This is a genomic window from Trueperaceae bacterium, from assembly GCA_036381035.1.
GTDB lineage: Bacteria > Deinococcota > Deinococci > Deinococcales > Trueperaceae > DASRWD01.
Genome location: DASVDQ010000041.1, coordinates 1 through 12,990 on the forward strand (window position 1 = coordinate 1; position 12,990 = coordinate 12,990).

The 12,990-nt window shown below is 74.6% G+C and carries 8 protein-coding genes; 5 read left to right on the plus strand and 3 right to left on the minus strand.

What is annotated here, in order from left to right; translation table 11 throughout:
* The 5 genes from VF202_05840 to VF202_05860 all read left to right on the plus strand — a co-directional run.
* A partial coding sequence (locus VF202_05840; GenBank protein HEX7039613.1) for a glycoside hydrolase family 3 N-terminal domain-containing protein occupies positions 1 to 1,251 on the plus strand: 1,251 nt, incomplete at its 5' end.
* Positions 1,248 to 2,282, plus strand: a complete 1,035-nt coding sequence (locus tag VF202_05845) for a glycosyl hydrolase family 18 protein (GenBank protein HEX7039614.1) — start codon at positions 1,248 to 1,250, stop codon at positions 2,280 to 2,282. The genes VF202_05840 and VF202_05845, both read left to right, overlap by 4 nt.
* On the plus strand, positions 2,279 to 3,403 hold the full coding sequence (locus VF202_05850) for an ROK family protein (GenBank protein HEX7039615.1): 1,125 nt from the start codon (positions 2,279 to 2,281) through the stop codon (positions 3,401 to 3,403). Before VF202_05845 ends, VF202_05850 begins: the two co-directional genes overlap by 4 nt.
* Positions 3,400 to 4,200 carry a substrate-binding domain-containing protein gene (locus VF202_05855; protein HEX7039616.1) on the plus strand — a complete coding sequence of 267 codons (801 nt, stop codon included), beginning with the start codon at positions 3,400 to 3,402 and terminating at the stop codon, positions 4,198 to 4,200. Before VF202_05850 ends, VF202_05855 begins: the two co-directional genes overlap by 4 nt.
* A gap of 230 nt (positions 4,201 to 4,430) precedes the next feature.
* Positions 4,431 to 4,661, plus strand: coding sequence for a hypothetical protein (locus tag VF202_05860; protein HEX7039617.1), 231 nt, complete (start codon positions 4,431 to 4,433; stop codon positions 4,659 to 4,661).
* A gap of 417 nt (positions 4,662 to 5,078) precedes the next feature.
* Here the strand turns inward: VF202_05860 and VF202_05865 are convergent, their stop codons facing one another.
* From VF202_05865 to VF202_05875, 3 genes are all read right to left on the minus strand, one after another.
* Positions 5,079 to 7,109, minus strand: coding sequence for a hypothetical protein (locus tag VF202_05865; GenBank protein HEX7039618.1), 2,031 nt, complete (start codon positions 7,107 to 7,109; stop codon positions 5,079 to 5,081).
* Positions 7,109 to 12,091: a hypothetical protein gene (locus VF202_05870; GenBank protein ID HEX7039619.1), complete on the minus strand. Its 4,983-nt coding sequence runs from the start codon at positions 12,089 to 12,091 to the stop codon at positions 7,109 to 7,111. The genes VF202_05865 and VF202_05870 overlap by 1 nt, the downstream gene beginning before the upstream one ends.
* Before the next feature lie 242 nt (positions 12,092 to 12,333).
* On the minus strand, positions 12,334 to 12,990 hold a 657-nt coding region (locus VF202_05875; GenBank protein ID HEX7039620.1), incomplete at its 5' end, for a hypothetical protein.

A 12,990-nucleotide genomic window follows, 5' to 3' on the forward strand; every position in this document is an offset into this window, starting at 1 on the left:
GCGCTGGCGCGCACCGCCGGGCGCATACTCGGCGCGGAGCTCGCGGCCCTCGGCGTGAACGTGAACCTCGCGCCGGTGCTCGACCTCGCCACTCGTCCCGCGAACCCCGTCGTCGGCCTGCGGTCCTTCGGCGACGACCCCGACCTGGTCGCCGCGCTGGGCGCCGCCATGGTCGAGGGCATGCAGGGGGCCGGCGTGCTGGCTTGCGCCAAGCACTTCCCCGGCCACGGCGACACGGACGTCGACTCGCACCACGCCGCGCCGACCGTGGACCGGACCCTGGCCGAGCTCATGGGCCTCGAGGTGCGCCCTTTCAGGTCCGCGTTCGACGCCGGGTTAGCGGCCGTGATGACGGCGCACGTGCGCTACCCGGCGCTCGAGGACGCCCCGGCCACGTTCTCGGCGGCGGTGAACCGCGGCCTGCTGCGAGAACGGCTCGGCTTCGACGGGCTGATCCTCACCGACGCCCTCGACATGCACGCCCTGAACGGCGTCCCCGGCCCGCGACGCGCGCGCCTGGCGCTCCAGGCCGGCGCCGACCTGGCCGTGCTGGGCCACCTGCCGGGCCAGGAGCGGATCGTCGCGGGGCTCGCGGGCCTGGCCTCGCCGGGGTCGCGGCGGCGGGTGGCGGCGGCGCGCGCCCGGCTGGCGGGCAGCGGACCGCAGCCGGTAGATCCCGCCCGCGACTGGGCCGAGCACGCGCTGAGGGCCAAGGAGATCGCCCGGGCCGCGGTCACCGTCGTCTCGGGCGCCGGCGAGCTGCCGCTGGCGCTGAGGCCGGACGACCGCCTCTGCGTCGTCACCGTCGCGGCCGGCGACCTCACGCCGGCCGAGACCGCCGCTGTCGGCGGCGTGACCCTGGCCGACCAGGTGGCGCGGCGTCACCCGCACCTGGCCGCCATCGGCTTCGCTCACGGCGAGCGGCGCGAGGAGGCGATCGGCCACGTGCTGGGCGCCTGCGAGGGCGCGCACACGGTGGTGCTGGCGACCGTTGACGCCGTCTCCGACCCCGCCCAGCGCCGCCTCTTCGACGCCTTGCGGGAGCGCGGCCACCGCCCCGTGGTGCTGGCGCTGCGCAGCCCGCTGGACGGCCTGGCCCTCGAGGGCGCCAGGGCCGCCCTGTGCTGCTACGGACGCCGGGCGGACCAGACGGAGGCGGCCGTCGCCGTGCTGTTCGGCGAGGCCGAGGCCAAGGGCACGCTGCCCATCGGGAGGAGGGCGCAGCCGCCGGCCGTCGGGGTGCACCCGTGAGGGAGGCGGGCTCGCGCGTCCTCGCCCTGCTCGCGCTGACGCTCGCCGGCGCCGCCGCCGCGCAGGGCTCCTGGTGCGTGGCGGTCTGGTACCCGTCCTCCGAGCACCCCGGCGGCGCCGACTCGATCGCGGCGAACCTCGACGTCATCGACGTCGTGCACCCGTTCTGGTTCACGCCCGACGCGAACGGCGCCCTGCTCGACCAGGGCGGCGCGGGCGCCGACGCGCAGGTGCGCGCCTGGCGGGAGGCCGGCCTGCTCGTGGTCCCCAGCGTCTTCAGCGGTCACTGGGGCTTCCTCGACGCCGAACGGCGCCCGGCGCACGTGGACGCGATCGTCGACCTGGTGCTGCGGCGCGGGTTCGACGGCATCGACGTGGACTACGAGGGGTTCCCCCTCACGACCCGCGAGGCGTTCGCGTCGTTCGTCGAGGAGCTGGCGGAGGCCCTGCACGACCACGGCAGGCTGCTGTCGGTGACGGTCCACGCCAAGACCGAGGACGCCCCGCCGTTCGAGGGCGCGGCCGCGCAGGACTGGGATAGGCTGGCTGCCGCCGCCGACGCGCTCAACCTCATGACCTACGACTTCACGAACCGCGACGAGCCGCCCGGACCCGTGGCCGACCGCGCCTGGGTGGGAGACGTCGTGGCGTACGCCACCACCGTGACCGAGGGCGCGAGGCTCCGCGTGGGGCTGCCCTTCTACGGCTACACGTGGACGCGGGCCCGCCCGCCGGCGCGCGCCACCACCTGGGAGGCGACGGACAGGACCGTGCGGCAGTTCGGCCTCGAGCCCGTGCGCGACGAGGCCAGCGGCGAGCTGGTCGTCGACCTCGACGTGCGGGGCCTCCCGCGGCAGGTGACCTACGTGAGCGACGCCGTCACCACCGCCGCCCGCCTGGAGGCGCTGCGCGGCCGCGGGGTGGGCGGCGTGGCGATCTGGGGCCTGGGCGGGGAGGACCCCGCCAACTGGGACGCGCTCAGGGAGGCGCGTCCGGCGCCGTGCGCGGCGCGGCGGGCGGCCGGTCGGTGAGCCGAGCCCTCGACAGGCCCGCCACCCAGGAGGGGCTCAGGCGCCACAACCGCAGGGCCGTGCTGAGGGCCCTCTACCGCGGCGAGGCGCGCTCGCGCAGCGAGCTCGCGCTGGTGACGGGCCTCACCAAGCCGACCGTCTCGACGCTCGTGGCGGAGCTGATCGCCGAGGGGCTGGTGAGCGAGCAGGGCTTGGGCCAGTCTTCGGGCAGCGGCGGCAAGCGGCCCACCCTCCTGCGCTTCGAGACCGGCGCGCGGCAGGTCGTGGGCGTGAGCGTGGGGGAGGGTCGGGCGCTGGGCGTGCTCTCCGACCTCGCCGGCGAGGTGAGCGCCATGCACGTCAGCCACCTGGGCGACGAGCCGTCCGCGGCCGTGCTGGAGGTCGTGGCCGGCCTGAGGGCGCAGCTCGACGCACCCCTCGCCAGCGTGGGCGTCGGTCTGCCGGGGGCGCAGGACGGGGAGAGCCTGCGGGGCCTCGAGGCGCGCGTGGGCGTGCCGGTGCACGTGGCCGGACGCGCGGAGCTGGGCGCCCTGGGCCAGCTCGCCTTCGGTGGCGGCAGCGAGGGGACGCTCGTGAGCCTCGTCGTCGACGACGGCGTCGAGGTGGGCGTGTGCCTGGCCGGCGGAGCCGTCCACTACGGCAGCGACCTGAGCGCGCTGGCGCCGCGGCTCGACTGGCGGGCCGTGGAGGACGACCTGCGCGCGGTGCTGCGGGATGTGTCCGTGACCGGCGCGGGAGGGGCCTCCGGGCCCCCGGGCGACGCCTCGGCCCAGGTCGGGTCGGCGTCGCTCCGGCCCGGTTCGCTGTGCCTGGCCCTCCGCGCGGCCGCCGCGCGCGGCGACCCCGCCGCCGAGAGCGCCCGCGATGGGCTGGCGGAGCGCCTGTCCCAGGTCCTCGCCTGGGTCGTGGCCGCGCTGCGGCCCGACCAGGTGGCGCTGGGTGGCCCCCTCGCCGAGCTGGGGGAGCCGTTCCTCGAGCTCCTCAGGAGCCGCCTCGCCGCGCGCCTGCCCGCATGGCAGCTCGCGGACCTGCACCTGACCCTCGTCTACACGCAGCAGGTCTCGGCCATGGGGGCCGTGGCGCTGGCCGTGCAGCGCGAGCTGGAGCTGCTGTTCGGATGAGGGTCCTCGTCTTCACGAACGACGCCGGGGCCGTGTTCCAGAGCGCCGTGATCCGCGGCGCGACGGCGGTGCTCGACGCGGCCGGCCGGCGGGTGGAGGTCGTGGAGGTGGGTCCGCAGGCGCCGGCGTCGGCGCTGCCGCGCGGCGTGGGCGCGGCCGACGGCGCCCTCGTGCTGGCCTCTGCCCTCTCCGAGCCGGCCCTGCGGGAGCTGTGGCGGTCCGCCGGGGCCGTCACGCTGGTGAGCCACCTGGCGAGCGAGGCCCGCGTGCCGGCCGTGCTGCACGACAACGCTCAGGGCATGCGGCAGCTCGTCGAGCACCTGGTGGCCTGCGGCCGGCGGTCGTTCGTCTACGTGCGCGGCGACGTCACGCAGGTCGACGGACGCCAGCGGGAGGAGGCCTTCCGCGAGGAGGTCCTGAGGCACGGGCTCGAGGTCGGCGAGGACGACCTCCTCGAGGGCGGCTTCGTGCCCGAGGTGGCGCGCGCCTCGGTGGCCCGGCTGGCCCGCGCGCGCGACGACTTCGACGCCGTGGTGGCCGCCGACTACCTCATGGCCATCGCCGCGGTCGAGGAGCTGAGGTCAGCGGGCGTGTCGGTGCCGGGCCGGGTCTCCGTGGTCGGCTTCGGCGACGGGCCCGAGGCGTCCACGGCGGGGCTGACGGTGGTGGCCGCGGACGTCGAGGAGCTCGGGCGGCGCGCGGCCAGGCAGCTCGTCGCGCAGCTCGAGGGCGGGCGCTTGACCGGCTACACGCTGCTGAGCACGCGCCTGGTGGTGCGCGCGACCAGCGCTCCCTGAACGCTCACACTGCGGTATCGCCTGCCCCTCACGCGGCGGGCGCGTCCGGGCAGGACTTCGCCGCGGTGAACGCCGCCGGACCGGCCGCGCACTGCGCGGGCGCGGCGGGCCGCCGCGGCCCCCTCGCGTGCCCGACGCTATAGTTGCCCTACCACACGAGGCGCGCCCTCCCACGCGCCAGCGCGCGGCCCGCTTGCCTCCGAGGGCGGGCGGCGCAGGAGGGTGGGAAGATGCAGCAGGTCACCGGTTACGTCCTCGTCGTCGTGGGCCTCGTGCTCTGCCTGGCGCAGGCGCTCGCCATGCTGCGCGGTCTGCTCGCGCCGGAGCCGACCCCGCAGCGCGACGTGGCCGAGGTGAAGATCGTCGACCTCGTCAAGCTGCTCGTCGACAAGGTGCCCGTGGCGGCCGTGGGGGTGCTGTTCGTCTGGCTGGGCTCCGCGGTCCTCGGCTGGCTGGGCTAGACCGAGCCCTCACGTCGGCACGCGCGCTCCGCCTCGGGTGAGCTGGCCGAGCCCTTCCTGGGGGTGACCGACGGCTTCGTGCGCGTGTACGGCCGCTGACGGGAGCTGGTAGCGGCGGCCTCGCCGGTGATACGGCAGCCCCGTGACGCTCGCCGGAAGCTGGGAACGTGGCGAGCTCGCCGCCTGGTAGGGGAGGCCGGAGGCGGCGAGCTCTCGAGTCGCCGGCATGCCCTGGGGCCGCCTGGGTAGCCGGCTGGGGAGATGTCTCCTCGTGCCCCCCTGGGAGATGTCTCCGCGTACCCCCGATCAGTGATACGCGGGCGGCTCGCGATCGGATGCGGGCGCTACCCCTCCGGCTCCCGAAGTGCGGATGGGTCGTGGGAACCGCCTCCTGCGAGCCCGCACCCGAGACAGGGCCTAGGGTGTCGCCACCTCCACGGTCACGCCCTCGCCGCGCTGGCGCGTCGCCGACACGCTGACGACCCGGTAGGCGTCGCCGGGTCGGCCGCGCGGGTCGACGAACTCGGGCCGGTCGAGCAGGTCGCTCACCTCGACCCAGCTCCCCGAAAGCAGGCGCGACACCACCCAGGTCGTGCCCGGCGCGCCGGGCTCCCAGGTGAGGCGCACCCCGCCGTCCTCGAGCAGCTCGGCCGTGAGGCCCGCGACCGGGGCCGGGGCGTCGAGGCTCCAGGCCGCCGCGGTGCGCACCTCGCTGAGGTCCGACTCGTTGCCGGCGGCGTCCACGGCCTGCAGGGCGTAGTCGAAGGCCACGCCGGCTGGGGCCTCGCGGTCCTCGAAGCTCGTGACCGACGGATCGAGCTCGTCCGCGATGACCGCGAACTCGCCCTCGCCCGCCGGTGAGCGCAGCACGCGCACGAACGCGACGTCGGCGTCGAGGTCCCTGACCCAGGCGAGCGACACGACCTCCTCGCCCCCTGTCGCGCTGGCCCACAGCGGCGCTGACGGCGGCGTGAGGTCGAGGACGCGGCCTGTCGCCTCGTCCGAGAGCGCCCCGGCGACGTCGCTGGTGTTCACGGCCCTGACGCGGAAGGCGACGTCGAAGAGCGTGTTGGCTGGCACCGGCACCTCGAGGGTCGTGTCCCGGGTCTCGCCCACCAGCGTCATGGCGTCGAACGGCGTGCCGGGCCGGCCCGCGTAGACCTGGTAGCGGCCCACGTCCTCGTCCAGGGGCGGCCGCCAGCTCACGACCAGCGACGCCTCGCGGGCCTCCACGACCAACCGCGTCGGCGCGCCGGGCGGGTTCGGGTTGACCGCCCGCTGCGCCCAGACGGGCCCCACGACGCCGCTGCCGTCCTCGGCGTACGCGGCCACGTAGTAGTAGTAGTCGGTCCCGCCCAGGAGGCCCTCGTCGGTCCAGCTCCGCTCCTGCGCGGCCAGGAGCGGCGAGACGGGCACGGGGTCGGCGGTGGGAGAGAGCGCGCGGAGGACCCTGAACCAGGCCACGTCGTCGCTGGGCGCGATGTCCCAGTGCAGGGTGATGGCCCTGTCGCCCACGTCGGCGCTCGTGACCTGCGGCTGCGGGAGGGCCCGCGCGATCGGCACCTGCACGGTGACGGCGGCGGACGGCGGCGTGAGGCGGCCGAAGAGGTCCCGGCCCACGACGCGGTAGGTGACGGTCTCGCCGGGCGTCCTGCCCTCGTCGGCGATCCAGAAGGGCGCGTCCTCCTCCGGCGTGTCGCCGGGGATGGGCAGCGGCGTCCACTCCTCGCCGAGGGGCCGCGCCGTGCCGTCGGGGCCGACGACCTCGGCCCGGTAGGCGACCACCAGCTCGCTGTCGTCGGGGCGGTCCCAGATGAGGCCCACGGAGCCGCCCTGCACGGTGGCCCTCAGCCCGGTCGGGGCGCCGAGGGGCGGCGTGGAGCCGACCGTGACCGTCGCCTCGCCCACCGGGTCGCCTGCCGCGGTGCGCACCACGTAGCGCAGGCGCTGCCCGACCTCGACGTCGTCGTCGCGGTAGAGGATCCCCAGCGTCTCGGAGAGGTCGGGGTCCACCGCCGCACGCACCGTGAAGAGGGCGCGGGCCAGCTCGAAGCCCACGTCGTCCGCGGCGGCAGTAGCCGCGGACGGGTCGTAGACGGCCAGGGCGGCCTCGTACGTCTGCTGGTCGACGAGAGAACGCTCCGGCGGCAGCGGCGACGGCACCTCCCACGTCGCCTCCGTCCCGTCCGCACCGAAGCGGGTGACGACGAAGCCGCCTTCCGGGAAGACGTCGCCGGGCAGGTACCAGCGCAGGGACACCCTGGCGCCCTCGCTGACCGCCGCCACGCCCTCCATGACGCGGTCGTCCGCGGGCTGGGCGGCGGCGACGGCGAGGCCCAGGAGCGCGAGGAGCGCGACGCCCAGGCGCGCCGCCGCGCGGCCGGCAGGGGCCTGCGCGAGGCGCGAGCTCGTCGAAAGTTCTTGCCGTGTCACGCGGTCGCTCGTCATCAGTTGAGCGTCACCCCCACGTTCTCGATCGTGACGTCGATGTCGGGCACGACCGGCAGCTTGATCTTCACCTCGAAGTCACCTCTGAACTCGGTGGGGTTCGGCGCCTGGATCCGGCCGACGGCCCGTATCGACGCGCCCAGGCTCTCGCTCTCGCCGCAGATGCTGCCGCCCGCCTCGGCCCAGCCGTAGGCGGTGATCTCGGCCGAGAACTGGAAGGCCGGCACCATCTGGATGCCCAGGGCGCCGCCGTAGCCGAAGCCCGCCGAGGCCCACACGCTCCAGTCGCACACCAGGGCCGAGCCGCTGTCCGAGTAGTCCCAGCGGAAGCCGGTCTGGGCGCCCACCCAGAAGCCGCCGGCGGGTAGGGCGACGTTGGGGTCGAGGATCCCTGGCTTGCGGATGTAGCCGGTCACCAGGTAGCCCTGGACGTAGCTCGGGATCACGTAGCCGTAGAGGGGAGCGGTCTTGCGCCCGAGCGCGAAGTAGTACTCGGCGTCGGCCCACGACGCCTTGAACTCGATCGTCCCGTCGAACTGCGCCAGCAGGATGCCGGCCTCCCTGATCTCGGCCGGGCTGAGCCCCGAGCAGTCGATGCCCTCCACGGCGTAGGACTGCGGGCCCGCGCAGAGCGAGCCGGTGATGCCGCTGGAGTTGACCACGAGCCGGCCGGCGATCTGCTCCGGCACCGACGTGCGCTGGCGGTAGCCCTCGTCGAGGCTCTTGCCGATCCAGCCCCGGCCGGCGAGCTGCAGGTCGCCGCCCTTGCCCAGGTTCACGACGAGGTTCGCGTCGAGGTGCCAGATCTTGCCGTAGAGGGGCGGTGCCGCCCCGCCCTGCACCGGCGAGCCGATCAGCGTGCCGGCCAGGAACGAGATGGGCAGGTCCGGGTCGTAACACTCGAGCGCGTGCGTGGAGATGCTGGGCAGCACCGCCGCGGCCACGTCGCCGTCGTCGACGCGGCAGTCGCCGCCGCCCACGTCGATGCGCAGGTGCGAGGCGATGCCGCCGCGGAACGCGTAGAACGCCAGCACGTCGACGCCCTGGACGTTCACGTTGATGGGCCGGGCCATGTTGGCCAGGTCGACCCCGGCGGAGACGAACCAGAACGGGTCGGGCAGCGGGCCGCCGGTGTCGACGATCCCGAAGAGGCCCAGCGCCTCGACGCTGACGAGGTCGGGGAGCGTGAGGCTGCCGCCGCCGGTGAAGGAGAGCGCCAGCCGCTGGGTGTCGATCACGCCGCCCACGACCAGGGAGAACGTCACCGGGGACTCCTCGAACCCCCCGAACTTCACGCCCACGCCCTCGAACGCCCAGCGCGTCTCCTGGCCGCCCTGGTGGTAGAACCACGACGGCGCGGCCTTCGCCTCCAGCACGTCCGCCAGCCGCAGCTCGCCCCGCAGGCCGATCGCGTACTGGCCGCCCTCGCGCTTCACGCCGATCTCGGCGCCGGCGCCCAGGTAGGGGAAGCCGTACATGTTCAGCGTCGGCGCCTTCGCGAGCGTGCGCCACTGGCTGCCGCCCAGGTCGACGCTGCCGTCGGGGTGGAGCGTGAGGTCCTTGAGGAGGAGCTGCAGCTGGAACACGTTGAGCAGCGTCTCGGCGGTGGAGACGGCGTCGTCGTAGGTCCGCGCGAGGTCCCGCTCGGCGTCGGTGAGGCCCGGCAGGCCCCCGATCAGGGCCTCGCCCGTGCTGGAGTCGATGGTGTTGGGGTCCGCCGCGAGGTCGCCGTCGAGCGCCCACACGGCGCTCGGGAAGCGCAGCCCCAGGCGGAGGTTGGGCTCGTTGACGAAGACGCCCAGCCCGCCCACGACGGCGGTGCTGCCGTAGCTGTGCGCCACCGGGGCGATGGTGATGGGGAGCCACTGCGGTCCGGTGGGCCTGTACGCGGGCTGGAAGCCCACGGGCACGTCCTCGCCGAAGAACGGCAGGTACACCATCCCGTGCGGACGGGTGAAGCGGACGACCTGGTCGTCCACGACGAGCAGCTCGAGGCCCGTGACGTCGGTGAACGTCCAGCCGCCGAGCTCGAGACGGCCGTTCTCGTCGCCCAGCTCGCCGGTCAGGTAGGCGGTGGCGCCCGCCGACGTCCAGGCGAGGTCGCCGGTGAAGGTCGCGCCGGACCCCACGGTGCCGCTGTCGGACAGCGTGAACTCGGCGTCGTGGTAGAGCACGCCCACCCAGCTGCCGCCGGCGCCGGCGGGGTTCGGCCGTCCCACCTCCTCGTAGCCGCGGTAGGCGTGCGCCAGCGCCGTCCCGCCGTCCTCCCGCATGAGGTTGTAGTCGCTGGCCGTGCTGAGGTCGACCATGGCCCCCCGCTCGCCCACGCGGAACCGCCACGGCGAGGTGCCCACCTGCGCGCCCGGCCCGCGGTCGGTGATCGTGACCATGAAGCCCTCGGTGGGCGAGCCGGTGGGCATGAGCACCTGCGCGAACTGCTGGCTCTCGCCCGTGGGCAGCGCGATCACGCCGGAGAGGCTCGGCATCTCGCCGTAGGGCTTGAGGACGATGTCGGTGAACGTCAGGCTCGCGCCCTCCAGCGCCAGCGGGAGGTCCGCCTGCAGCGAGTCGGCGACCAGGTTCGCGTTGCCCTCCATGACCGTGGAGCCCAGCAGGCGCAGGTGCTCGAACCGCACCGGTATGGGGTCCTGCAGCCTGCCGCCGACCACGAAGTTCACGAGCTCGCCCTCGCCGGTGACGTCCTCGGGCGAGAACGGCGGCACGAAGGTGCCGTCCTCCTGGAACCCGCTGCCCGGCACCGGCTCGAGGCGCGTGATCCGCACCTGCCAGCCGTCGGTCAGGTAGAAGTTCACGACGCTCGGCGGGAGCTGGAGGCGCGTCTGTCCGACGAAGCTCTCCGAGCCGAACGCCTGCACGTAGAGGTACGCCTCCACCAGCGGCTCCTCGACGACGATGTCGGCCTCGCCGTTCTCGTCCGTCTCGGCCTCGTAGCGGCGCCCGTCGTTGAACGTGACCACGTGCACGTGGTTGGGCGTCGCGCCCCTCACGTGCATGGTGACCTCGCCGGTCTGCAGGTAGCCCTGCAGGTCGTAGCTGTAGCCGAGCTTCCCGGCGAACGTGATGCCGCTGGGCGTGACGGTGGCGACGGGCTGCGAGTCGAGGCCCGCGATGTCCACGTACAGCGACGCGGGCAGGCCGCCGGGGAAGGCGTGCTCGAAGGTCAGCTCGCCGTCGACTGGGCCCTCGAACCGCTCCACCCTGTCGTCTGGCAGCTCCAGCCGGTACGGGAGGCCGGGCATGAGCTCGGTCGCGTGCACCGGCGTCGGCACCAGGTAGGGCACCACGGGGTCGTCGAGGGCGAGGGCGCCGGTGGGGGTCACCGCGGTGAAGCTCACGCTGGTCCGCAGCTCGGGCGTGCCGAGGACCTGGAACTGGTTCGGGTAGCGCGCGTAGAGGTCGAGGGTCACGTCGGGGCCGAAGAGCTCGACGGGCAGCTCGACGCGCCAGACGCCGGGCTCGGGCAGCTCGCCCACCTCGCCGCTGTCGAGGCGGTAGGGGGCGTCGACCTCGCCGTTCACCACTAGGTCGTACCCGTAGGCGGGCTCGAGGCCCGAGGCCACGACGGTGACGACCTCGCCGGCGAGCACCTGGTCGTAGACGTGCTCGATGTCCAGCGCTTCGTTCCCGCGCGGCCAGGCGACGCTCACCGACGCGGTCGCGCGCAGCTCCTCACGGAAACCGCCGCCGGTGGCGTTCACGTGCGCCTGCAGCTCGAAGGTGAACTCGCCCTCCTGGAAGGCCTCGATCGTGCCGGTCGCGGTGTCGGGTCCGTCGGGGCTCAGGAGGACCATGCCGAGCTGCGGGCTGTAGCCCACGTAGCTCAGGCCCGGCAGCAGGCCGGAGGCGGTGACCGTCACGTCGAAGCGCGCCTCGTCGGGGACGGGCGTGGCCGTCACCGCCAGCTCCTCGGTCGGCAGGGGCAGCTCGGCGATGACCGTGCGGTTGTCGAGCTGCACGTCTTGACCGGGCTCGGCCAGGCGCAGCGTGACCGCGAAGCGGTCCTTGGGCAGCTCGTAGACGTGCTCGGACGCCACCGTTCCCGCGGCGTCGGCGGTGAGCAGGTCGAACAAGCCGTCGCCGTAGTCGATGCGGTATGTGAGCCCCGGCGCCAGGCCCGAGGCCGAGATCGGCGTCGGCTCGAACAGGGTGACGACGCCGGGCAGGTCGAGGAAGCCGTAGGCGCCCACGGTCGTGGAGGCCTGCGCCAGCAGCTCGTCGCCGGGCAGGCGGCGCAGGCGCACGGTGATCGTGCCCGCCACCGCGTAGGTGTGCGTGTACTCGCCGTCCTCCTGGACGACCTCCACGCTGCCGTCGCCCCAGTCGAGCCTCGCGCCGTCGGGGGCGTTCCCGGCCAGGCCCTCGATCAACAGCCCGACAGGCTGGCCGACCTCGCCCGTGGGGTCCAGGTCGAAGGTGAGGGCGCCGGGCGTGACGCTCACGACGGCGGTGGCGATGGGGTCGCCGCCGAAGTCGAGCAGCCTGACCGTGTAGACGCCCGTGGCGGCGTACGCGTGCTCGAACTCCTCCACCGGGTCGCCGGCGAGGACGTCGAGCGCGCCGTCGCCCCAGTCGAGGCGCCCGCCCTCCGGCCCGCTGGTGACCGTGGCCGTGACGGTCTCGCCCACGACCACGGTCGTGGGGCTCACGTCGAGTGTCGCGCCCGGCGTCACGACGATGACGTCCGCGTCGATCTCGTGGGTCTCGGGGACCGTGAAGTCGAAGAGCGTCAGGCGCACCGTCTTGGCCCCGGTGGTGGCGTAGACGTGGTCGAAGGTCTGCACGGCCGCGCCGAAGCGGTCCACGTTGTCCGTGGCCCCGTCGCCCCACTCCACAGTGAGGTCGAAGTCCATGCCGGGCGGTATGTGCACCTCGACGCTCGCCGCCTCCCCGAGGGTCACCTCCGGCGTGAGGACCACGAGGTCGGCGTCGGGCAGCCCGGACTGGGCGGCGGCGAGGCCCATGAGCGCGGCCAGTGCCAGGGCGGTCAGGAGGCGCGTGAGCGCTCGCCTGCTCCTCGGCGGGGTCGCGCTGCTGCGCCCTGGCGGGGTGGCGCCACTGCGCTCTGGCGGCTTCGCGGCGCTCCACCATGGCGGGTTCGCGCCGCTGCGCTCGCGTCGCGCCCGGGGTCCCCCCGGCCCGGCGCTTCCCCCCGCGCCGACGGACCGCTCGCTGGCTCTTGAGGGTACGTGCGCGTGTCGTTCCATCATCTCTCCCCGAAGCCGTACCTGATGCCGAGGTCGAGGCTGGCGGCCGAGGTGCCGCCCGCCGTGGTGCGCCCTTCCAAGCCGAGCTGCAGGCCGAGGCTCGCGTCCTCGCGCCTGATCACGTCGACGGCCGTGACGACGCCGCCCGAGAGGCTCAGCGCGTTCGCGTAGCTCAGCTCGGCGTCCACGTCCACCGTCACGCGGTCGAGGTCGAGGCTGAGCGAGCTGTTGAGGGCCGCCGACAGCTGCTGCTGGTAGCGCAGGCTGGCCGCCAGCGACCCCGACACGGGCCCGAAGTCGGCGGCCACCGCGGCGAGGCTCGCCGTGAGGTCGGGGCGCAGCTCGCCGTCCGACCGCCAGATGACGCCGCCTTCCACGCTGCCCTTCACCGTGAGGCCGGTCGCCTGGAAGCGCGCCGAGAAGCGTCCGCGGGCGCCGTGCCCGCTGCCGGCGGGGTCGAGCTCGCCGCGGTAGCTGGCGCCGACGTCGAAGTGGGAGCCGAGGGGCAGGTCGAAGCCGACGCCCCAGCGGTAGGAGGTGCTGCCGTCCTGGGCGCGGCTCCTGTCGGCCTCGGCGGTGAGGGAGACGGGGTCCAGGCGCCTGGTCGTGACGCTGAGGGACTGCGAGTCGGCCGTGCCCGTCGACCTGAGGTCCCA